Source organism: Streptomyces sp. NPDC030165 (assembly GCF_055573595.1).
In genome coordinates, this window is sequence record NZ_JBVIBD010000010.1 from 246,882 (window position 1) to 270,260 (window position 23,379).

The 23,379-nt window shown below is 73.5% G+C and carries 10 protein-coding genes; 2 read left to right on the forward strand and 8 right to left on the reverse strand.

Annotated elements, in window-relative coordinates:
• The first annotated feature begins 235 nt into the window (after window positions 1-235).
• The gene (locus tag ACZ4Z1_RS20910) at window positions 236-2,023 is read left to right on the forward strand and encodes a beta-galactosidase (RefSeq protein ID WP_468488077.1); all 1,788 of its coding nucleotides are present in this window, start codon (window positions 236-238) and stop codon (window positions 2,021-2,023) included.
• Window positions 2,024-2,032: 9 nt separating this feature from the next.
• Here ACZ4Z1_RS20910 and ACZ4Z1_RS20915 read toward each other — a convergent pair whose 3' ends face one another.
• From ACZ4Z1_RS20915 to ACZ4Z1_RS20935, 5 genes are all read right to left on the reverse strand, one after another.
• Complete coding sequence (locus ACZ4Z1_RS20915; protein ID WP_468488152.1) at window positions 2,033-5,197, reverse strand: endo-alpha-N-acetylgalactosaminidase family protein; 3,165 nt, start codon at window positions 5,195-5,197, stop codon at window positions 2,033-2,035.
• Window positions 5,198-5,407: 210 nt separating this feature from the next.
• A complete protein-coding gene (locus tag ACZ4Z1_RS20920) occupies window positions 5,408-6,589 on the reverse strand; it encodes a sensor histidine kinase (protein ID WP_468488153.1) in 1,182 nt (393 codons plus the stop codon).
• Window positions 6,590-6,594: 5 nt separating this feature from the next.
• A complete protein-coding gene (locus ACZ4Z1_RS20925) occupies window positions 6,595-7,293 on the reverse strand; it encodes a response regulator (protein WP_468488078.1) in 699 nt (232 codons plus the stop codon).
• Window positions 7,294-7,408: 115 nt separating this feature from the next.
• Complete coding sequence (locus ACZ4Z1_RS20930; protein ID WP_468488079.1) at window positions 7,409-7,759, reverse strand: hypothetical protein; 351 nt, start codon at window positions 7,757-7,759, stop codon at window positions 7,409-7,411.
• A 198-nt stretch (window positions 7,760-7,957) separates the two neighbouring features.
• Window positions 7,958-8,770 (reverse strand): S1 family peptidase, encoded by an 813-nt coding sequence (locus tag ACZ4Z1_RS20935; RefSeq protein ID WP_468488080.1) that lies wholly within the window; start codon window positions 8,768-8,770, stop codon window positions 7,958-7,960.
• A gap of 266 nt (window positions 8,771-9,036) precedes the next feature.
• On the opposite strand from ACZ4Z1_RS20935, the gene ACZ4Z1_RS20940 reads away from it, so the two are divergent.
• On the forward strand, window positions 9,037-9,960 hold the full coding sequence (locus ACZ4Z1_RS20940; RefSeq protein ID WP_468488081.1) for a hypothetical protein: 924 nt from the start codon (window positions 9,037-9,039) through the stop codon (window positions 9,958-9,960).
• Between the two features lie 42 nt (window positions 9,961-10,002).
• Here the strand turns inward: ACZ4Z1_RS20940 and ACZ4Z1_RS20945 are convergent, their stop codons facing one another.
• The 3 genes from ACZ4Z1_RS20945 to ACZ4Z1_RS20955 are packed head-to-tail and all read right to left on the reverse strand — an operon-like array spanning window position 10,003 to window position 23,326.
• Window positions 10,003-10,986, reverse strand: coding sequence for a hypothetical protein (locus tag ACZ4Z1_RS20945; protein WP_468488082.1), 984 nt, complete (start codon window positions 10,984-10,986; stop codon window positions 10,003-10,005).
• Between the two features lie 56 nt (window positions 10,987-11,042).
• Window positions 11,043-13,862 carry a right-handed parallel beta-helix repeat-containing protein gene (locus ACZ4Z1_RS20950; protein WP_468488083.1) on the reverse strand — a complete coding sequence of 940 codons (2,820 nt, stop codon included), beginning with the start codon at window positions 13,860-13,862 and terminating at the stop codon, window positions 11,043-11,045.
• Window positions 13,859-23,326, reverse strand: a complete 9,468-nt coding sequence (locus tag ACZ4Z1_RS20955) for a putative T7SS-secreted protein (RefSeq protein WP_468488084.1) — start codon at window positions 23,324-23,326, stop codon at window positions 13,859-13,861. Before ACZ4Z1_RS20955 ends, ACZ4Z1_RS20950 begins: the two co-directional genes overlap by 4 nt.
• Window positions 23,327-23,379: the final 53 nt, after the last annotated feature.

Consider the following 23,379-nt stretch of genomic DNA (forward strand, 5'->3'; position numbering starts at 1 on the left):
GATCGGCACGTCCGGCCATGACCGGCACCTGCCGGTTCCTGTCCGTCGCCGCTCCGTCCGGGCTCCGTTGCGTCCGGGCTCTGCTCCGTCCGGGCTCTGCTCCGTCCGGGCTCTGTTCCGTCCGAGTTCCGTCCAATCACCGCCGATCTTTGTCCATGGATTCCCGTGCCGCCAGGGGTGAGGGTGGCCGGGACACCGGACGGACGGGACGGCGGAACGGGACGGGACGGGCGGTATGGGCGGGTTCGTGGTGGGCGGGCGGGACTTCGAGCGGGACGGGCGGCCGGTGCGGCTGCTGTCGGGTGCCCTGCACTACTTCCGGGTGCACGAGGCGCAGTGGGGGCACCGGCTGGCGATGCTGCGCGCCATGGGCCTGAACTGCGTCGAGACGTATGTGCCCTGGAATCTGCACGAGCCGCGGCCCGGCACGTACCGGGACCCGGAGGCGCTGGGCCGTTTTCTGGACGCGGCGTCGGCGGCGGGACTGCTCGCGCTGGTCAGACCCGGTCCGTACATCTGCGCGGAGTGGGAGAACGGCGGGCTGCCGCACTGGCTGACCGGCCCGCTGGGGCGGCGGGTGCGGACCCGCGACCCGGAGTACCTGCGGGCGGTGGACGGATGGTTCGGGCGGCTGCTGTCCCAGGTGGTGGCGCGGCAGTACGACCGTGGCGGTCCGGTGGTGATGGTGCAGGCGGAGAACGAGTACGGGTCGTACGGCTGTGACCGGGAGTACCTGGCGCACATGGTGGACCTGCTGCGCGGCCTCGGTGTGACCGTTCCGCTGTTCACCTCGGACGGCCCGGAGGACCACATGCTCACCGGGGGTTCCGTGCCGGGTGTCCTGGCCACGGCCAACTTCGGTGCCGGGGCGCGGGAGGCGTTCGCGGCGCTGCGCCGTCATCGGCCGGACGGGCCGCTGATGTGCATGGAGTTCTGGTGCGGGTGGTTCTCCCACTGGGGTGACGCTCCGGTGGCGCGCTCCCCGGAGGAGGCGGCGGACGCGCTGCGGGAGATTCTGGAGTGCGGCGGGTCGGTCAATGTCTACATGGCGCACGGGGGGACGAATGCCGGGGGCTGGGCGGGGGCGAATCGTTCCGGCGAGCTGCACGACGGGGCTCTGCGGCCCACCGTGACGTCGTACGACTACGACGCGCCGGTCGATGAACGCGGGCGTCCGACGGAGAAGTTCCACCGTTTCCGCGAGGTGCTGGCCGCGTACGCGCCGGGCCCGCTGCCCGAGGTCCCGGTGGCGCCGCCGGTCCTCGGCGCGTCCGTACGGGCCGAGCCGGACGGGTGGGCGCCGCTCGCGGACGTCCTGGACGTGCTCGGCGGTCCGGAGGTGACGTCGGGTGTGCCGCCGACGTTCGAGGAGCTGGACGTGGACCGGGGTGTGGTGCGTTACCGCTTCGAGGTGCCAGGGCCGCGCGGGCCGTATCCGCTGCGGGTGAGGGGTTTGCGCGACCTGGCGGTGACATACCTGGACGGCGTGCGCGGGCCCGTACTGGACACCGAGGAGGCGGAGATCGGCGCGGCGGTGACCGGGCCCGCCGCCGTGGAGCTGTGGGTGGAGTCGCTGGGGCGCGTCAACTACGGTCCGCGGCTCGCGGAGCCGAAGGGCATCACGGGCGGGGTGCTGCACGAGCGGCAGTATCTGCACGGCGTACGGGCGCGGGGGCTGCGGCTGGATGCGCTGGAGGACGCGGCGGCGGTGCGGCGGGTGCCGTTCAGGGCTGCCGGCCCCGGCCGGTTTCCCGCCACTGCCGGTCGAACCGGTCTCTACCGGGCCACCATGGCCGTCCTCTCCCCCGGCGACGCCACCCTCGAACTGCCCGGCTGGACGCGCGGCTTCGCCTGGATCAACGGCTTCTGCCTGGGCCGCTACTGGTCACGGGGCCCGCAGCGCACCCTTTTCGTCCCCGGCCCGGCGCTGCGCGCGGGCGTCAACGAGCTGCTTCTGCTGGAACTGGAGGGCGCCCCGGCCCTTGAGGGGGAAGGGGCCGGGGCGCCTGGTCTGGTGCCCTGACGCGGCAGGTCAGATTTCCCGTACCTCGAACGCGTCCAGGACGAATTCCGCCTTGCCGTCGCTGCCCGTCTTCCGCAGCCCCACCCACGCTTCGCCGCTGCCGGGGGCGGTGAACTCGTAGGTGTGCGTGGTGGGGGTGGGGGCGACGGGCAGCGGGGTGCGGCTCAGTTCGCGGGCGGCCGGCTCGTCGACGGCCGTGATCCAGGCGTACTGGCCGGCCTTCTCGTTCTCGTAGCGGAAGGTGACCCGGTAGCGGTGCCCGGCGGTGAAGCGCACGGTGTGCGGCACGGTGCGGTAGACGAGTCCGGTGTTCTCGCCGCGGGACTTCAGGGACTGGCCGCCGTCGATGACGTCGTCGACGGCCTTGCCGTTCCAGCCGCGCTGGGTGAAGGGCGCGTGCCGCTGCGCGATGTGTGTACGCGGGTCGGTGACCTGGCCCGCGTCGCCCTTGACGAAGGGGCCCCAGCCCTGCGGTACGTGCTCGAAGTCCTCGTACGCGACGGTGCCGGGCCGGCGGGCGGGAACCGCGGGGGCCACCCGCACGTTGTCGAAGCGAACACGGGGAGTGCCTGCCACGACACCGAGGGTGAGGGTGACGGGGCCGCCCCCCTCGGGGACGGTGAAGGAGGTGAACATCCGTTGGAAGCGGGTGCCGTGCTTGCGGTCGGCGGCGACGAAGTTGCCGGCGGTGGAGGTATCGGTCCAGTTGGCGGCCGTGACGCCGTCGCCGGTGCGCACCTCCAGCGTGGCCCGGCGCCGCTCCCCCGGCCGCGCGCCGACCTCCACCTGCACGGAGGCCGCGTAGGTGCCGGGCGACAGGCGGGTGAGCCGCTGGGCGACGGCTGCCGTGCCGCCCGCGCCGATGACCAGTTCGTAGTCGCCGAGGCTGCTCTGCTCGACGGTGGCGGGCCCGGTGACCTGCCAGGCGTCGAGGGTGCCGGAGTGGAAGCCGGGGTCGGCGAGCGGTGTGCCCTCGCCCCAGCCGGGGCCGCTCCGGCCGTGTCCGTGACCGCCGTGCCCGCTCCCCTGCCCCCAGCCCCGGCCGCCCTGGGCAGGCGCGGGCCGCCGGTAGAGGACGTACGGCTGTCCGGCCGCGGCGCTGACGGTGACCTTCCCGCCGCGTACGGTCAGCCGCTGCGGGCGGCTCCGGCCCTGGTCGGTGAGCCGGTAGGCGTACACGCTCCGGGTGCCGGACCAGCCGCGCGGCAGCGTCCAGGTGGTCGTGCCGCCCGCGGGGTTGTAGTGGTAGAGCTTCTCGGGGTCGGTGGCCCGGCGCGGTTCCCAGGGCAGCAGGTAGGTGCCGCCGTCGTACACCAGGCGTCCGTCGGTGGTGATGCGGCGGGTGCCGCCGGTGTCGGTGACGGTGGTGGCGGTCGGCCCCTCGAAGGTGACCTCGTGGTCGCGCCAGGTGCGGATCGGGTACGCCTGGAGGTACTTGGCGGGCAGCGCGTCCACCCAGATGATCTTGTAGAAGGCGTGCCAGTCGGTCTTGCCGACCCAGCCCTCGAAGTTGCCCATCCGGGCACCGCCCAGCAGCGTCGGCCACTTGTTCGCGAACACATCCTTCTGGTGGTTGCGGACGAAGCGGATGAGCCGGGAGTTGATGCCGCGGGAGGTGTCGCCGCCGTAGTCCGTCTCGTTGGCCCAGTGCGCCCACAGGGCGGAGCGCTCCAGGCCGTGGCCCCATTCGGTGGTCACCTGCCAGCCCTGGGCGCGCAGGTGGCGCTGGAGGCGGTCGGAGTTCCAGCCGGATTCGCGGAAGACGTCGATGTAGAGGGTGTTCAGGGCGGGGTCGGTCTCCTCGCGCAGTTGCCGGAAGCGGCGGACGATGTCGCCGGAGACCAGGTCGCGGCGGGCGTCGATGCGGTAGGACTGGTCGAGCCAGTCCCACTGTGCGTCGTTCTTGTCGACGAGGGTCTCGGAGAAGGCGTGCGCGACGGGGTAGGACTCGGTGGCGTTGACGTGGACGGCGAAGTCACTGTGCCAGTGCTTTCCGGCGCGCAGCAGCGTGTTCAGGTCGGCGAGGCCGCCCGCGCGCTGGTTGTAATGGCCGCCGTAGTCGGGGTGGGCGGAGTCGTGGCCCTCGGACTGGTAGCCCTTCAGGAGCGTGAACTGCCGCAGCCCGTCGGTGGCCAGCGCGATCCGTTTGACGTTGTCGAGCGTGGCCAGGAAGGGGTTGGTGGCCTGGCTGGCGAAGTTGAAGGGGATGTGGGCGACGACGCGCAGGTGCTGGTCGTCGGCGCCGAGCGGGCTGACCATGATGTCGCGCAGCGCGATGGCGGCGTCCTGCCAGTCGGCGGTGCCGTCGCCGTTGCGGTCGCGGGTGAGGATGACGGTGGCGTACGGCAGGGGCTCGGTGTCGGCCGGCGGCGCGGTGGCCGCACGGTGGGTCCACTGGCCGCAGCCCAGGCGCGCGAAGCGGTGGCCGCCGCTCGCCGTGGTCTGCCGCCACAGTCGCCCGTTCTCCCAGGTGGTGGCGCCGCTGGGCTTGTCGTACACGGTGTTGGTCTCGATGGCGGCGGCCAGCCGGCCGGTGGCGGCGACCGCGTACGCGCATCCGGCGGGCGCGGCGTCCACGGGGGTGCCGGGCGTGATCCGGACGAGGGTGTCGCCGCTTCTGGCCTGGTCCAGGTCGATGCGGGCGGTGAGGAGGGCGGCGCCCGGCTGGTCGCTGCGGACGCTCAGCAGGGCGAGCCCGGGGATCTGGAGGGTGCCGACGCGCAGGGCCGGGGTGTCGGCGATCCTGGTGACGCGCCAGTCGATGCGCCATCCGCTGACGGTGATCTCGGTGTCGATCTCGGTGCCGCCGTCGAAGGCGAGGGTGTACGCGATGCGGCCGGTGTCCGGGCGGGAGGTGACCCGGGGCGTGCGGGCGGTGCCGTCGACGAGGACCTGGGTGACCGGGTCGGGCTGGCCGTACAGGACGGCGCCGGTGCCGCGGTCGGTGTAGGCGAGGACGCGGGGGAAGGCGGTGTCGACGCGGACCTCCAGCGCGCCGGACCGCAGCACCGCCTCACCGGCGCGGTCACTCGGGCGCGGGCCGGTGCCGGTGCTGTCGGCGTACGCGCTGCCGCCGCTGAGCGGGAGGGCGCCCGCGAGCCCGGCGAGCGCGGTGCCGACGACGATCCTCCTGCGGGTGGGACCGAGCCCCGCGCCCGCCGCCGGGTTCCCCACGCCCGCCGACTCCCCCGCGTCCGCCGCCGGATTCCCCGCGCCCACCGGTTCCCCCGTGCCCGCCGGTGCTGCCGCGTCGGTCGGCTGCTCCGCTCCTGTCGGTCCGTTCACGCGCGCTCTCCGTCCTTCGCACCGGCTCTCTCCGTCGTGGGACAGGGTGCTGGGTGCACGGCGGGCGCGCCCATGGACAAAGGGGCGGGAGGTGTTGGACTAACGGGGCGGTGCGGCGGACCCGCCCTCGTAACCCTCCCCCTCTCCCGCCCCCGACGGCAGCACCGCCCGCACCTCCCAGCCGCCCTCCGGTGCGGGCCCCGCGGTCAGCCGGCCGCCCATCGCCTCGGCCCGTTCGGTGAGTCCGGCCAGGCCGAAGCCGCCGCCGCGGGCTTGTTCGGGGAGGCGGGCGGGGTGTCCGCCGTCGTCGGCGACGCGCAGTTCCAGGCCGGCGGGTACGGTGCGCAGCGCGATGCGTACGGCGGTGGCGTCCGCGGCGTGCTTGCTGATGTTGGTGAGGGCTTCGCGGACGATGCGGAAGACGGCCGCCGCGACCTCGGCGGGGACCGTCTCGTCGAGGCCCTTGTCGATGTGCAGGGTGACGGGCGGGCCGGTGCGGGCGTAGGTCTCGGCGAGGGTGCGCACTTCGGCGAGTCCGGCGAGCGGCCGGCTGCGCGCGGCGTCCTCGCGCAGGACGCGGACCAGGCGGCGCATCGCGCTCAGCGCCTCGCCGCCGGAGGTCTCGATGCGTTCGAAGGCGGCGCCCGCCCGGGGTCCGCTGAGTGCGGTGAAGCGGGCGGCGCGGGCCTGGACGACGATGCCGGTGACGTGGTGGGCCACCACGTCGTGCAGTTCGCGGGCGAGTTCCAGGCGTTCGGCGGTCCGTACGGCGGCCAGGTCCCGCATCCGCTGGGCGTCCTGCCAGCGCAGGATCATCGAATAGGCGCTGACGACGACGGTCAGCACGCCGTAGACGACGGTGTACAGGCCGAGCCGGATGTCGCGCATCGGGGCGAGGACGCAGGCCAGGCCCAGCATGGGGCCGAGGATCGCGGCGGTGCGGCCGGGGGCGCGGTGCACCACGCCGGTGAGCAGGACCAGCAGGGCGATGCCCTCGCCGAGACCCCACACCTCCAGGGCGTGCTGTCCGGCGATCAGGATGACCGAGGCGGCGAGGGAGACGCAGGCGGCGGTCCAGGCGCGGATTCTCAGCGGGATGTGTGCGTGGGGTACGGCGCACAGGCAGACGACGACGGCGGTGGCGACGACGGTCGCGTGCGGGCGGGTGGGCTGGCGGGCCAGTGCGACGGTCTCGAAGCCGACGAGGAAGAGCAGGACCGCGGCGAGGGCGGCTTTGGCGGCGGTGGCCTTGCGCGGGTGGGCGCGTGCCCACCCGGACAGCGGGCTCACGGTACGGCCGGCCCGCCGCCGGTGCCGCCCGCGGCGAGCCCGCTCTCCCAGGCCCAGGCGGCGATCTCGACCCGGTTGCGGGCGTCCAGTTTGGCCTGGACGTGGGCGAGGTGGGACTTGACGGTGGACAGCGAGACGTAGAGTTCGGCGGCGATCTCGGCGTTGGTCCGGCCGCGGGCGAGGGCCCGTACGACGTCCTGTTCGCGGTCGGTCAGCGGCTCGGCGAGGGTGCGGGTGGTGCCGCCGGCCGCCGTGGGGGCCAGTTCGCGCAGCAGCCGTACGGTGATGGCGGGCGAGACCAGCGCGTCGCCGGCCGCCGCGGCGCGTACGGCTTCCACGAGCATGGCGGGGCTGGCGTCCTTGAGCAGGAAGCCGGAGGCGCCGCCGTGCAGCGCGGCGTGCACATAGGCGTCGAGGTCGAAGGTGGTGACGATGACGATGCGCGGCTGGTGTCCGTACTCGGGGTGGGCGGCGGCGCGCTCGGCGAGCCGGCGGGTGACCTCCAGGCCGTCGGCCTTGGGCATCCGGATGTCGAGCAGCAGGACGTCGGGGCGCAGCCGCTGCACCGCGGCCAGGGCGGCCGCGCCGTCCACGACGTCGGCGAGGACTTCGATGTCCGGCTGGCTCTCCAGGATCATCCGGAAGCCCGTCCGGACCATCTCCTGGTCGTCCGCGATGACCACGCTGATCGCCATGTGTGTCCCGCCCTGTCCGTGCGCCGTGCTCGGCAGCGGTCCGGGCCGCTCCCGCTGCTTCCCATCTGACCTGCGGTGATCGCGCCCCGCAACCGCTGGGGCCGGTCCGGTGCCGTCACCGGCGGGCTTCGCGGACGGCGGGGTGGCCGGCGCGGTGCGGGGACCGGCAGCAGGGGTAGGGGGGCGGATCGGGGCGTCCGGCGGCGCAGCCTCGGGTCCTGGGGGCCCGCAAGGTACAAGCGTCGCCGGTGCGGTCGGCGGCAGCGGCAGCGGTGGTGGTGGGGACGGCCTGGAGGCTGTGGCCGCGGCTGCCGAGCAGCAGCCAGGTGACGGCCGCGGCGGAGGCGGCCAGCAGCAGAGCGGCGATCGCGGTCGTCCGGTGATCGCCGGGGCGGGCGAGGCACTGGCCCGGGGGCCGCGGCGTGCGGCTCTGCGGTGTACGGCGGAGGCGGGGCTCGGTGGTCACGCGGCCCACGCTAGGAAGGGGGCGTGCGGGCGGGCATCGGCTTTCCGGCCATGTGCCGGCGTCCGCACCCCGGCCGAAAGGACGAGCGTGGTCCCTCTTCGGCAGGACCTTGGTCCGGCGTGCGCGACCGTGTGATCGCGACCGCGCCCCGGTGCCGTACGGCGCCGGGGCGCGGCGTGCGCGCTGCGTCGGTGACCGTCAGCCGGCCAGGCCGTCGGCCGCCTTCTTGATGTCCGCGGCGAAGGTGCTCACCTCGGTGTAGACGCCGGGCTTGCCGGGCCGGGCGCAGCCCTCGCCCCAGCTGACGATGCCGACCTGGAGCCACTGGCCGGCTTCGTCCTTGCGGAACATCGGGCCGCCGGAGTCGCCCTGGCAGGTGTCGGTGCCGCCGGTGTCGAGCTTGCCGGCGCAGATCTCCTCGCCGGGGGTGAGCTGGTCGCCGTAGGCCTTCTTGCAGGTGGCGTCGTCGACGAAGGGCACCTTGGCCTTGAGGAGGTAGCGCTGCTGCTGGCCGCCTTCCTTGTCGGCGCCCCAGCCGGCTATGTCGAACTCGCCGCTGGTGAGCTTGTCGTCCGTGGCGATCTTGAGGGTGGGCAGGTCGATGGGCTTGGCCAGCTTGATCAGCGCCCAGTCCTTGCCCTTGCCGTTGTAGCCGGGGGCCTGGAGGACCTCGGTGGACTTGACGCTGACGGCCTTGGCGTCCTGGAGGTCGACGACGCCGGCGGTGGCCGTGATGGAGGTGTTGGGGCCGCTGCCGTCCACGCAGTGGGCGGCGGTCAGCACGATGTCCTTGGCGTACAGGGCGCCGCCGCAGCCCATCGACAGGCGGACCATGAACGGGAATTCGCCCTGGTCGGCCTTGGTGCCGCCGACGATCTTGGTGTGGATGCCGTCGGGCTGGGGTGTGGGGGCGGGTGCGGCGTTGGCGGCGGCGGGCTGGAGGCTGACGGCCGCGAGGGCGACGGCTGCGGCGGCGGTGGCTCTCCTGAGGTGCTTCAGCTGGCTTCGCAACGGGCTTCCTTTCGTGGGGGGTTGCACGTCGATGTCAGGCCCATGCCAACGCGAGAACCGGAAAGGACCGCCGGAAGAACGTGCCGACAAGTCGGCAGCACGCCGCAAGGCGTCCGGACCCAGTGGGGGATGAGCCCGCAAAGCGCCCTTGGATTATGTGGAGTCGGCGATCACAGTGGCAAGGGTGTACATCTGGCCAACTCCTGTTCTACCCACGACGCGTACACCCCATACCGGACGTTCCCGGCGAGCCGTACAGTGGTCGGGTGGCGGCGACGGGAAACCCGGGCAGTTCCGGCGGTGACATCGAGCACGGCTATCCGCACCTGGACACGGTGCGCGCGGCCGTCACCGCGCTCTACAAACGCCTGTCGTACGACACCATCCGGGCCTTCGACACCAGCGTGCCGCCCGCCGACGTCGCCTTCAGCGACGACGAGGAGCTGTACGGGGGCGCGCAGCGGGTGGCCCGCGCCATGGTGCAGCACCTGCGGCTGCCCGACGCACGCGTGATCGTCGCCTTCCGCGACATGCAGCTGGCGGCCAACGTCGAACTCACCGCGGGTCCCGAGTACTTCGTCGAGCTGAACGCCCGCTTCAAGTCCCACCGCCGGGACGTCGGCGCCGCCCTCGCCCACGAGGTGATGCACGTCTATTTGCACCGCCTCGGCCTGTCCTTCCCCGGCACCCGCGACAACGAGATCCTCACCGACACCGCCACCACCTACCTGGGCGCGGGCTGGCTGCTGCTCGACGCGTACCGCGAACACGGCCCGTTCTCGCAGAAGCTGGGCTATCTGACCCCGGAGGAGTTCGGTTACGTCCTCGCCAAGCGCGCGCTGCTCTTCGGCGAGGACCCGGCGCCATGGTTCACCAGCCCGCAGGCGTACGACGCGTACAAGGCGGGTCTGGCGCTGGCCCGCCGCGACGCACAGCAGCCGCCGCTGGCCGCGGCCGGCTGGGCGGGCCGCCGCCGCTACGCCAAGGACCGACGCGCGGCCCAGGACCCGCGGCGCACCGGACGGCCGGGCGGCCCGCCGCCGGCCGGGGGTTACGCCTTCGAAGGGAGCGCGCCGCTGCGCGTGTCGTTCCCCTGCCCGGCGTGCCATCAGCGCATCCGCGTCCCGGTGCGCGGGCGGCTGCGGGCCCGCTGCGCGCTGTGCGGTACGGAGTTGGAGTGCGACACGTAGCGGCACGGCACGCGGCGCGCGCGGCGGGCCCGTGACGGGAGGTCAGCCGTGGCAGACGACCTTGGCGGCTCCGGCGCCGTGGTGGGCGCGGTCCCGGCCCGGCGAGTGGTTGTCGCCGCGGTCCGTCAGCTTCACGCCGATCTTGTTCTGGCGGACCGGGAAGGTGCCGGCCGGCTGCCAGCTCCCCCGGTGCGCGACCTGGTCGACGGCGAAGTCGCCGACCTTCGTCCCCGGATTGAAGGGGTCGGTGAGCACCTGGTAGTGGGTCGGGCTGCCCTGGACGTCACGCTCGCTGGGGCCGCTGGGGACGTAGACCAGCACCTGGCAGCTGCGGGACTGCGGGCCCGGCTCCCACCACCACATGACGGCGTTGTCGGTGTCCCTGTTCGGGTCGCCGGACATCGGTACGGACGTGAACTGGCCGCTGCAGCCGCCGTCGCGGGTGCTGCCGCCGGTGAGCCCGTACCAGCCGACGCCGACCTCACCGTGGACGCCGGCCTGGTGGTAGCCGCCGCTCGGGGGCGTCGGGCAGCCGGGGCCCGCGATGCCCTCGTACGTCACCTTGGCGCCCGCGCCCGCGACGCGCGGCGGGGCAGGCTTCTTCGCCTCGGGGCTCGGACTCTTCTTGGGCACCGGCGGAGCGGCGGGCGACTTCTGTCCGCCCTCCGGCGTGGCCGCGTCGTCGGGCTTCTTCTCGCTCGGCGACGCGCCGGGCGCCTTGCCGGGCTTGGCCGACGGCATCGGGGAGCCGGTCTTGGTCTGCTGCGGCTGCTTGGCGGCGACGGCCTGCTCCTGGCCGTCGCCGAAGCGCACCTGGGAGACACCGAGGGTGGCGAGCGCCACCGCGCCGACGCCGACACCGGCCAGGACGGGCAGGCCCAGCGCCGTCTTCCACACCCGGCGTCCGGGGGCCAGGCCGCGCTTCGGGGTCCGCGCGCCCTTGGAGAAGGTCTCCGCGAAACCGGACCGGGACGGGTCGGATGCGCCGGAGCGGTCCGGTCCGGCGCTCTTGTTCGGCTGTGACAACGGGGGTTCCTCCTGGGGTGGTCGGGGGTGTCGGGCCGGGCCCGGCGGGGCGCTGGTCAGACCCGCTGGACGGGGCCACCGGGACCGGACGGGTACGGCTGCGGCTGCTGCGCGGCGGCGGCCCCGTCGGGCAGCTCCGCCTGCGGCATGTCCTGCCTGGGCAGGTCCAGTTCCGGTACGTCCAGTTCGGACAGCGTCCGCAGGTCCGCCTCGGACGGCGCGTCGTTCTCGGCGACGCGGTACGCCTGCCGTTCGGTCATCGCCTGGAACGTCTGCCGGGCGGAGCGTCCGTTGCCGAAACGGCCGTCGCGCGGTACGTGGTCGAAGTAGCCGACGAGGGTGTCGCGGGCCGCGTCGGTCAGTTCGTACTGGTGGGCCGCCGCGTGCTGTTCCACGATCCGCACCAGGTCCTCGGTGCCGTAGTCCTCGAACAGCAGCGTGCGGTTGAAGCGGGAGGCGAGGCCGGGGTTGGAGTCGATGAAGTGCTCCATCTCCACCGGATACCCGGCGACGATGACCACGACCGCGTCGCGGTGGTCCTCCATCAGCTTCACGAGGGTGGCGATGGCCTCCTGCGCGAAGTCGTTGCCGCCCGAGGAGTGGGCGGGCGCCAGCGAGTACGCCTCGTCGATGAACAGCACGCCGCCCATCGCCTCCATGAAGACCCGCTGGGTCTTCGGACCGGTGTGGCCGACGTACTCGCCGACCAGCGCGGAGCGGTCGGCCTCGACGAGGTGGCCGCGCTCCAGCAGTCCGACGGCGGCCAGGATGCGCCCGTAGAGCCGGGCCACCGTGGTCTTTCCGGTGCCGGGGTTGCCGGCGAAGACCAGGTGGCGGCTGAGCGGCGGGGCGGCCAGTCCGGCGGCCTCCCGGCGCTGGACCATGCGCATCAGCTTGACGAGCGAGGCGACGTCCTGCTTGACGCGGTCCAGGCCGATCAGCTGGTGCAGCTCGCCGAGCAGGCCGTCGAGGTCCTCCTCGGTGGGCGGGACCGTCGTCGTGGTGCCGTCGCCGGACGGGGCGCCAGCGGACTGCGTGGCGGTGGCGGCGACCGTGGCGGGCGCGAAGGGCGCGGGCCAGCGCGCGTCCTCGACGCGCCAGGAGACGCAGTCGCGCACCTCCGGCTCGGCGCCGTCCTCGGTGCTCAGGTCGGCTTCGGCGTCCTGGACGCGGATCCGGCTCAGGACGGGGGCGGCCGCCTCGCCCAGGTGGACGGCGGGGAAGCCGGGGCCGGTGATTTCGCAGTCCTCGAAGGAGCCGGCGCCCTTGGCGTCCACGATCAGGCCGTTCTTGCCGGGGCGGACGACGCGTACGGCCCGTACGTCGGGCGCGGCACCCGCCGCCACCACCATGCCGGACCCGGCCGCTCCGGTGATCTCCACGTCTTCGGCCCGTACGGTGGCGCCGCCCTGGAAGACCAGCCCGGCGGTGCCGGCGCGCAGGATCCGGCCGCCGGTCAGTTGCGCGTCACCGCCGCCGAAGGTGAGTCCGGCGCGTTCGGCGTCGGTGACCGTGCAGCCGGTCAGGCGTACGGTGCCGCCGGAGCCGGCGACGACGCCGTTGCGGCAGCGCACGACGGACAGTTCGGCGGCTTCGGCGGCCGCCGCGCCGGACAGGTCGAGGCCGGACATGCCGCAGTCGGTGAGGTGCACCTCGGTGAGGGTGAGGCGGCTGTCGGCGACGGCGTGCAGCCCGTGTTCGGGGGTGGTGCCGGCGCGCAGCCGGGCCAGCGTCAGCTCGGCGCTGCCGCCGGCGTGCACGGCGCTGAACCGGCAGTCCGTCACCTCGCCGTCGGTCAGAGTGACGGTGGCGGAGCCGGTGGCCAGCAGACCGTTGGCCGCCGAGCCGCGTACGGTCGTGCCGCGCGCCTCCAGCCGGGCCGTGCCGTGCGCGGTCAGGGCCGCGGCGGCGGTCCGTACGATCCGGGTGTCGGCCAGCCGTACGCGGGACCGCTCCCCCGCCGTGGCACCGGCGCCGCCAGCGTCGCGCAGCACGCAGCCGTCCAGGACGGCGTCGCCGGACCCGGCGACGTGCAGGGCGTCCGCGCCCGCGCCCGCCAACTCGCAGCCGTACAGCAGCAGACCGCCGACGGCCTGCTCCGGGACCTGCGCGTCCGCCGCCTCGTAGGGGTCGCCGTCGCGCGGTACGGGTGAGGAGTCCAGCACCCGTACGGCCTCGCCGCCGCAGTCCCGGATGCGGCAGTCGACGAGCAGGGCCGCCGACCGGTCCTCGAACAGCAGCCCGCTGCGGCCCGCGCCGTCGATGAGGCAGTCGCGCAGCACGATGCGCGCGTCCTCGCGGACCCGCACTCCGGAGCCGGTGGCGCCCTTGATGCGGGTGCCGATCAGTTCCAGCCGGGAGTCACCGCCCACCACCACGCCGGTGCCCTGGGCCCCTTCGAGGACGCAATCCGTGAGCCGGACCGCGCCGGTGGTACGGATCAGCGCCCCGGCCAGGGCCGCGCCGGTCAGACGCGCGCCGGACATGGTGAGCGCGGCCTCGCGCAGTACCTCCAGACGTCCGCGGTCGGTGCCGCCGCCGTGCCAGTGGGTGGTGCCACCGGCCAGCAGGACGGCGGGCCGGTCCGCGGCGCCGCCGCGCACGGTCAGTCCGTCGAGCGTCAGCCGCGCGCCGGGCAGTACTTCGAGCGCGGGTGTGGTGCCGCCGGGGGCGGCGAGGGTGACCGGGCCGCCGTCCGCGCGCAGGACGACGTCGCGGTCGATCCGCAGTGCTTCCTCGTAGGTGCCGGGCGCGATGCGGATCTCGTCGCCGGGCGCGGCCGCGTGCAGCGCGGCGCTCACGGTGGCGTGCGCGGCCGGCTGTCCGGCGGCAACCTGGTGGACCGTCCCGGTGCCCGGGTGTTCTGCGGTGGTCATGCGTCGCCCATGGTCGTGTCCTCGTCGTCCGGCCGGGGAGGTCTGTCGGCGCGTTCCTTGCCCTTGCGGGAACGCTTGACCGGCCGCTCGGCCGACTCCTCCATGTCGTCAGACTCCCGCACGGTCCAGTGCCACGTGCCGTCGGGGTCGGGTTCCCACCGGAAGTCGAGTCCGGGGCGGGGGCGGGTCCGTGCGCCCGTCGTGTTCGGTACGGCCTCGTGCACCACCATGCCGTCGCCGTCGATGATGCGGATGCGGGCGCCCAGCCCCTGGGCGTAGAGCCGTACCGAGAGTTCGCCCGGCGAGCCGGCGGCGAGCGAGCCGTGCGGGTCGAGCCGTCCGGTCGCCAGCGTGGCGAACAGGTCGCGGGCGCCCGTTCCGGCTCGGTCCGCCTCCGCCAGCACGTGCTTGATGAACGGGTCCTTGCTGCCCTTCGGCTTGCTCCTGAGGAACTGCTCCACGGCGTCGAGCAGGCCGCCGGGGGTGTGGCCCGGCCCGCCGCCGCTGCCGGCGGCGTTCTCCAGGGCGTGGAACAGGGACCGGGGAGGCGAGTGCACCGGCGGGTACCCGGCGACGACGAGGTGCAGGTTGCGCATGAACCCGGCCGCCTCCGGGTGGGTCGCCGCCGCCAGGCTCGCGAACGCCTTGTCGTTCAGCGGCAGGCCCGCCCGCAGCGAGAGCCCCGTGTCACCGGGTATGGGCACGGAGACGTTGAGCCCCAGGGTGTTGCGTTCGGTGCCCAGGCCGTCGAGTCCGTTCACGACGTCCCGTGGTGAGTGGGACGGGCCGCGGCCCGGGTCGACGGGTGCCAGCGGGTCGCGGGAGAGCCCGGTGGCGGAGTTCGTCAGCAGGTGGTCGTCCCGGCGGTCGGCCCAGTGCAGGCCGCTCTTGACCCTCTTGGCCGTCTGGGGGTCGAAGTCCGTGAACGAGTCGCGGCGGAACATCCGGCCCATCGCCTGCCGGACGTCGTTGTGGTCCTGCGGCAGCGCGGGCCGGTCCCCGAACGCTCCCTCCATCATCCGGGACAGGTCGGTGGGGATGGCCGCGCCCTCGAAGTCGGTCACGAAGGGCACGCCGCGGTCCGGCAGCGTGTAGGTGTGCGCGGCGATCAGCCGCTCCGCCTGCCGGGTCGCGATGGCGTCCAGCTCCCCGGGGGTGAGCAGCCGGCTGACCGCGTCGATCTCCGGCGTGCTGAGCGGTCCGTCGTTCCCGCCGCCCGGTCCACGGGCGGCCAGCCGCTGCCGTACGGCGTCGAGCTGTCCTGCCGTCGGTGTCTCGATATCGGCGCCGTACGCCCGGTCGTAGGGGCGCTGGGCGACGGCCTCGATCTCGCGGTCGGTGAGCCGGTGGACGAGGGAGCCGTCGGGGAAGGCGGAGCGGTCCAGTACCGGCAGGGTGCGGTTGAGCTCCCAGGCGTTGAAGGAGTTCAGGGTCTCGGCCAGGCCGTTGAACTCGCTGGTGCCGGGGCTGAACCTGATGGGCTGCCAGCCGGGGCCCACCCGGTCCAGCAGGGTCGCGGCGGCGTCGGCGAAGAGGTTGGGTTCGGGCGAGTAGGGCAGGTGCGGGTGGATGCCGGCCAGGCGGACACGGGCCCACCTGTCCGCGCGGATGACGGTGCCGAACTTGGGCAGGTCGGCGGCGGAGACCGTGTGCAGCGGACCGACCTCCTTGCTCTTGCCCTTGCCCTTCTTGCCGGTCGACGGCCCGGCCCCGGCGGTGTCCGGCACCGGCGTGCCGTCGGCGGGGGCCTTGCCCGCCTTGGCCGCCTTCCTGGCCTCCTGCTCCGCCTTGGCCAGGGCCTTGGCGTGGTCGTCGGCCAGGCGCCTGTTGGTGTCCTCGATGAGCTGGGCGGTGTCGGCGCCCGGCACGTTTCCTTCGGGCAGGCGGTAGCCGCCGGACATGGACAGCGGGCGCAGTGGCGCAATGTCGCCGCCCAGCTCGAACTCCCTGATGAAGTGCTGGAAGACGTGGTCGCCGCTGGGGACGAGCCGCTGGTAGTTGTCGAAGTCCATGAACGAGAAGTACGGGTGCGCGGGCTGGTGCGGGTCGTACATCATCGAGCGCGCCAGGTACCGGCTCGGCGGACTGGTCATGGTGACGTTGCGGATGGTGCCGAAGGGGAACTCCTTGCCGGTCCAGCCGATGCCGACCACGGCCACCGGGAAGGGCACGTCCAGCCCGTCGAGCGCGCCGCGGACCGCGGCGTTGACCTCCGCGATCCGGCCCGCCGGGCCGTTGGCCCCGATCACCACCGCGAACCTGCCCTGGTAGCTGCCGCGCGGGTCGGTGGTGACCGCCGTGAGGAAGTCCCGCAGCCGCTGTCGTCCCGCCTCTCCGGCGATCTCGGTGTGCCGGACGACGGTGTTCACCACGTACCCGATCGGGTTCCGCTGGTCGATGCTGGCGCGCACCCAGTTCATGTACTGGTCCGGTTCCAGCGGGCTCTGGCCGTAGCCGGGCACCCTGCGGAAGGCGTCGTTGGCCGAGATGTCGCCGCGGGTGACCTGGTTGCCGAGGTTCGGCACGTCCTGCCGCCATTCCAGGTCGCGCGGCAGGGGTCCGTCGGTGGGCGGGCCGCCGTGGCCCAGGTCGCCGTACGGTCCCGCGTCGGCCGGGTGCTCGTCGTGCGGCACCGGGGTCCCGTCGTCCGCGGCGCCGGTGGGGGTGGGCGCTTCCGTCATCTCCATGTCGTCGAGGTGGTGCGAGGCCGGGCCGCCGGTCATGTCCAGGTCGTCGAACGCCTGGGTGAGGTTGGTGTGCCGGGACGGGGCGCCGCCCAGCGGCCCGACGTACTCGCCGCGCTGCGCACGGTCGACGGCAATGGCGTGGTTGGCGTCGTCGATCTGCTGCCGGATGGCGTTCGGGTCCATGCCCAGCTCGTCCAGGCGGCTCTCGGCCGTGGTGAAGTCGGCGCGCTTGGCGTCCAGGTCACCGAGCGCCTCGATCGCGGCAGCGGACGGCTTGGACGGACCCGGCTGCCCCGCCCTGGGCACCAGCCCGTCCGCCTTGTCCTGGGCCTTCGCCAGGTCGAACGAGGCGCGCTCGTACTGCTCCCAGGCGCCGAGCCGCAGGTCGGCCTGCGGCCCGCCCGTACCACCGGTGATGATCTCGTGCCGGGCCGCGGCCCGGTCGCCGATCCCGGAACCGGGGCCGGAACCGAGCCGCGCCGACGGAGGCGGAGGCGGCTCGACATCGCCCACGTCCCAGTGGCCGGGCTGCGGGCCGCCGTGTTCCGGGACCCAGGTCACGTACAGCGTCGGGCCCGGCTTGCGGGTGTCGATGTCGACCCTGTGGGCGGAGCCGTCCGCGCCCCGGATCTCCAGGGGCCGGTTGAGCGCCCTGGCGTAGCGGTCCAGCATGATCTGCTCGATCGGTCCGATGTCCGACACGTCCGGACCCAGCCGCCCGGTGACCAGGCCGACGGTCAGTGCCCGGCCGTCGATGCCCCGCATGTAGGCGTCATCGATCAGGTGCTGGACGCCGCCCGTACCCATCTGCCGCTGCACCTGCGCCAGCAGCGCCGTGGCGTTCGGGACCTCGCCGGGTTTCATCACCGGTCCCTTCGGGCCGAAGCCCTCCGCGGGCGGCTCCGGGAGGGCGCGCAGCAGCGAGTCGTGCGGCAGGCCGCCCCGGGGCAGCACTTCGGCGAGCACGTAGTTCTGCAGCCTCCGGTACGCCGCGTCCTCGGGGGCGGTGGCCACCGCGTGGCTGATGAACCGCTTGTCCGCGGGCACGATGCCCACCACGAGTCCGTCCGGCCGGCCCGGCACGCGGATGGAGATGTTCAGCCCGAGGGTGTTGCCGTCGCCGCCCAGCCCGGCACCGAGCCGGTCGAGGGTGGCCCGCGGGTGCTCGTTGAAGACGGCGGGCCGCCCGTCGATGCCGATGGGCTTCAGCGGGTCGTCCCGGAAGCCCTGTTCCGGGAAGAGTCCCTTGGCCTTCACCAGGTCGTCGCGCGTCTGCTTGAGCTTCGTGTCGTCCGTGGCCCGCGACAGGCTGGGTTCCAGGTCGAAGTTGTCCCGGCCGAAGATGTGCTTGACCACGTTCTTCGGGGTCAGGTGCTCCTGCGGCATGTTGCCGACGCCGCCGGCCTTGCCGTGCTTGTAGTAGCCGGACATGAGGCGGGAGAGGTCGGTGGGGACGGCGCCGTCGACGAAGTCGGCCAGGAATGCGGTGCCGCGGTCGGGCAGAGCGGAGTTGGCGGCGGCGATCTCGCGTGCCACCGCGTTGCCCGGGACGTCCGGCAGGGTCTGGTCCAGCTCCCAGGCGTTGAAGTGGTTGAGCCGTTCCCGCAGCCCCTTGTACTCACCGGTGCCGCCGCCGAACCGGACCGGCTGCCAGGCGCCCTCACCCAGCCGCACGTCGTCCACCATGGTGATCGCGGCGTCCACGAAGAGGTTCGGCTCGGGACCGTACGGCAGCAGCCCGTGGAAGCCGGCCATGACGGCGCGGATGCGCATGTCGGAGGCGACGGCGGACGCGAACTTGTCGATGTCCTGCTGGGTGAAGACCATGCCCGCGGGCGTGTCGTCGCGGTCCTTGGTCATCTTGATGAGCTGCTCGACCGAGCGGTCCACCGCCACTCCGTCGACCAGCACCGTCTCGCCGGTCTGGTCCGGCAGCCGGTAGCCGCCGGTCATGACCAGCGGGCGCAGCGGCTGGGTGCCGGGCGCGCCCGGCACCGCCACGGAATCGTCGGCCGCCTTCGCCGCGGCTCCGGTGTCGTCGGGGAGCTGCTTGGCCCAGTCGTCCACGGCACCGCCCTCGCCGAGGTTCAGCTCCCGGTCGAAGTGGTCGAAGACGTGCCGGCCGCTGGGGACGGTGTGCTCGTACACGTCGAAGTCCATGAAGGCCCAGTACGGGTGGCTGGGGCCGCCCGCCCCGCTGCCGTGCATCATCGAGTGCGCCATCGACCGGGCCGCCGGGCTGGTCATGGTGGCGTTGCGGACGGTGCCGTACGGGAACGCCTTGCCGTCCCAGGTGGTGGCCACCATCGCCAGCGGGTGGTCGAAGTGCACCGAGCCGAGGGCGTCGTCCATCGCGCGGTGGATCGCCGCCAGGTCCGACGGCTTCCCGTTGACGCCGATCACCACGCCGAGGCGGCCGTCGTAGCCCTCCAGGCCGCGGGTGATCGAGTTGAGGAAGTCCTGGAGCTTGCCGCCGCCGATCTCGCTGTACGAGACGATGGTGTTGACCACGTAGGACAGCGGCCGGCCTTCCCCCGTGCTCGCCCGCATCCAGCTCAGGTAGTCCCCCGCCGTGAGCGGCTGGTGGCTCGCGTAGGTCAGGTCACGGAAGGGCTGGTTGACCATGGTGCGGCCCGCCCCGTGAGTACCCGGCTCGGGCCACAGGGCGTGCGGCGCCTGCGGGTCGGGGGACCAGTCGTGCGGCCCGACCGGCAGCGGGTCGCCGGAGTGCGGGGCCGGGGCGCCGCCGAGCGGGCCGACGTACTCGCCGTGCTGCGCACGGTCCACGGCGATGGCGTGGTTGGCGTCGTCGATCTGCTGCCGGATGGCGTTCGGGTCCATGCCCAGCTCGTCCAGGCGGGCTTCCGCCTCGGTGAACTCGGCACGCTTGGCGTTCAGGTCGTCGAGCGCGTCCAGGCCCGCGGCGGACGGCTTGGACGGGCCGGCCGCGCCCGGTCCTGGCACCAGTTCGTCCACCCGTCCTTCGGCGCGCGCCAGGTCGTACGAAGCGCGCTCGTACTGCTCCCAGGCGGTGAGCCGCAGTTCGGCCTGCGGTCCGCTCGTACCGCCGGTGACGATGTCGTGGCGGGCCGCGGCCCGGTCGCCGAGCCCGGAGCCGGGGGTGTGGCCGAGCCGGTCCTGCGCCGGGGGCCGCGGGACGTGCGTCTCCGGTACGGGTCCGGGCTCCGCGAAGTCGGCCTTGCCCTTGCCCTTGTCGAGGTGCGGGACGGGCTGGATGTCCGCGAGGTCCGCTGTGCCCTTGCCCTTGTCGACGGTCGGGACCGGCTCGGGCTCCGCGAAGTCCGCTTCGCCCTTGCCCTTGTCGGCCGTCGGTACCGGCCCGGCGTCCGCGGTGTCCGCCTTGCCCTTGGCGAGGCCGGGGGTGGGTACCGCCTGCGTTTCGGGCAGCGGGTGCGGCCGGGGGCCGCCACCGAGGCCGTGTTCGCCGAAGATGCCGCCGGTGAGGGCGTTGATCTGCTTGCGGGTGCGCGGTCCGTCGATGCCCAGTTCGTCGAGCTTGGCCTCGGCCTTGGCGACCTCGGCGCGCTTGACGCCAAGGTCGTCCAGCGCGTCGGAGAGCGCGGGCGAGGGCTTGCCGGCGGTCACGCCGGGCGGCGGCGTCAACGCGTCCACCTGGCGTTCGGCCTTGCCGAGCTGCGACAGCGCGTGCTCGTACCCGACCCACGCGTTGAGCTTCGCGCCGGCCTCGGGGCCGGTCGAGCCGCCGAGGATCAGGTCGTGGCGGGCGCGCATGCGCTGGTTCATGGCCACGGCGCCGGAGAAGCCGCCGAAGCGGTGGTTCGGGGGGCCGGTGACGGGGCCGGCCCCCTTCGGTCCGGGCGCGGGAGCGGGCGTGGGATCGGGCTTCGGCGCGGGGGCGGGCGTGGGGGTGTGCTCGGTGGCCTTCACGGCCGCCGGTACGCCGGCCGCGGCCTCGTCCTCCGCCTTGGCCGGGCCGCCCGGGTGGGCGATCAGGTCGAGGACGCTGTCGTGTGTGCCGCCGGTCGCACCGCGGGCCCCCGCGCCGTCCAGGTCCGGGAGTGCGGACACGCCGGAGGGGCCGTCCGAGGCGGCGCTGTGGCCGGTGGACGGGAGCGGCTTGCGGTCGCCGGTGTCCAGCAGGCTCATCGCCAAGTCGTGTTCACTGACGGCGGGTCGGGGCGCCGCCTTGATCGCGGCGCCGCTGCCGATGTCGGTGGCGGTGCCGGTGGTCGTGGTCTTGCCGGTCTCCGGGGTCTTCAGCCGCAGCGGGTCCTGTGCGCCGGCCGTCGCCGGTATGTCGGCGGGGGCCTTGGCGAGGTTGCGGGGCGGGGGTACGGCGCCCTGGAGGCCGGGGATCTCGCCGTGGGTGCCCACGCCCGTCGGCCGGATCGTTTCCGCGCCGCCGTGTACGCCCGGTACGTGCGGCGTGCCGCCGGGCACCTGCTGCGTACCCGTCAGGTTGTGGAGGTTCGCCAGGTTCTGCGTGCCCGCCGTCTCCACCCGCGGGGGAGCGCCGGGCACCGTGTTGGCCAGGTCGTCCGCGGTGATCGTGCGAGGCGCCGCATCGCCGATCCGGAAGCTGATGCCGTCCGCGTGGAAGGAGGTCACCGCGACATCGCCGTTGGCCAGCGCAGTCAGCTCGGGGAAGGTCATGTCCTCCAGCGCCTCGCCGTGCCCGATCGCGCCACGGGCCATGGAGTGGCCGTCGCCGATGCCGTGCACGAAGCCGCCGTCGAAGGAGGCCTCCGGGACGCGGACGTGGGTGGCCTCCGCCGCCCCGTGCCCGAGCGGGGACGCCACGTGGGTGTCCTTGAGCAGGTCGATGGCGGTGTCGGCGGACAGCAGCAGGTTGCTGTCCAGCCGGACGTTGCCCGCCGCGAAGTCGGTCTGCTGGATGAGCTGGCTGGCGCCGGCGCCGTGCACGTCCGGGACACTCAGGCCGTTGTCGAGCGTGGTCGTGCCGGGCATGTGGGGCGTGGTCACCAGCGCGGGCTGGTCGAAGTGGACGCCGGTGTGCGTGAGGGAGCCGCTGGGCACGGTGATGCCGTGCGGCGCGCTGATCCCGTTCGGGGTGCTGATGCCGTGCGGCACGCTGATTCCGTGCGGCACGTTCACGCCGGTGTGCGGGACGGAGCCCAGCCCCTTGATCCCCAGGTTGCCCAGGTTGCCCAGGTTGCCGAGGTTTCCGGGGAGGTTGAGGTTCAGGCCGCCGTGGCCGAACGAACCCAGGCCGCCCAGGTTGCCCAGGTTCTTCGGCAGGTTGAGGTTCAGGCCGCCGTGCCCGAAGGAGCCCAGGCCGTTGGGCACCACGTTGCCGGGGACGGTGACATTGAACGTGCCCAGCCCGCCCGGCCGGAACGCCCCCAGCCCGTCCGGGGAGACCCCGCCGATGCCGTTCGGGACGACGGCCCCCGGGAACGTGGTGAGGCCGCCGGGCGATACGGAAGGGATGTGCACCACGGGGAAGGACGTGCCGTGGAAACCGCCGGGGACGAGGTGCAGGGCCGACAGGTCCACGAAGCTGCCCGGCACGAAGTGCACGCCGCTTCCGCCGACGGGCCGGAACGGCACCAGCGCGCCGGTTCCGAAGGTGCCGTTGCGCACCGCCGCGTCCGTACGCCCCGCGTTGGCCAGCAGCTTCTGCAGGTCCGGCTGCGGAATGCCCAGTACCCGTTCGGCGAAGGCGAGCCGGGCGGCGCCGCCGATGCCCAGCACGCCCATCTCGGTGAAGTCCAGGGGCAGGACGGTGGCGATGCCCGCCCGGCCGAGCCGCTCGAAGTTGACCTTCGCGTACGCGCCGATCTTGCCCCAGTCCCCGCTGACGCCCTTGGTGACGTCCGCCCAGTCCTTGGTGACGGTCTTGACCAGCGACTCCCAGCCGCCCTTGCCGAGGTTGCCCAGTCCCTTCACGCCGTTGACGACGTTGAAGGCGGGGGCCGCGTGGATGCCGAGCACGATCGGTGCCACCACGATCTTCGGCATGCCGTGCAGCGAGGAGAAGTGGCCGATCTCCTTGATGATGTTCTTGCCGGCGCCGGCGATGCCCTCGAAGCCGCCCTTGAGGACGCTGCCCAGGCCCTTGATGATGGAGCCGACCGGCAGTGCCTTGGTGGTGGGGAAGAGCACACCGAGGAAGGCGAGTCCGAGCTCCAGGCCGCTCGCCTTGCCCTGGCTGAAGTCGACGATGGTCTTGATCAGCAGGACCGCGTTCATGCCCCAGGCGAGGACCGCGAGGACGCCGCCGGTGAAGATGGCGATGACCGACAGGACGATCGTCAGCCACTGGAAGGCTTCCCAGAACAGGTCGCAGTCGCTGACCGGCTGCACCATCAGCGAACCGGCCGAGGTCAGCGCCTTGTCCAGGGTGCTCGCCGCGGTGTCGAGCGCGGATTTCGCGTCGTCGGCCCGGTCCTTGTGGGTCTGCCGCTGCGGGTCGTCCTCGTCCAGCCCCTGGACGGCGGTCAGCGCCGCGTCGGCGTCGGCCTGCGCGTCGGTGACGGCGGTGGCGTACTTGCGCAGTGCCGCCTCGGCCTGGGTGAAGGACTCCTCGACGTGGCCGACGAAGTTGTGCAGGTGGTCGTCGACCATGTCGCGCAGCTGGTCGGCGGTCTTGCCGATGAAGCGCTGGCCGTCACCGGCGGTCTGCTGGAGCGCCTTGAGGCCGTTGTTGATGGTGCCCGCGTGGGTGGCCAGGTCGCGCATCGCGTCGGCGATGGTGGTGATGGCGGAGGCGTCGCCCGGGGTCGGGTCGCCGTCGAGGCCGAGGGCCCCCCAGTCACCGGGACGCGTAGCCAAGCCTCTTCCCTTCGCGCAGCAGACCGTTCACCGGTGTCCCGGCCGGCGCGTTC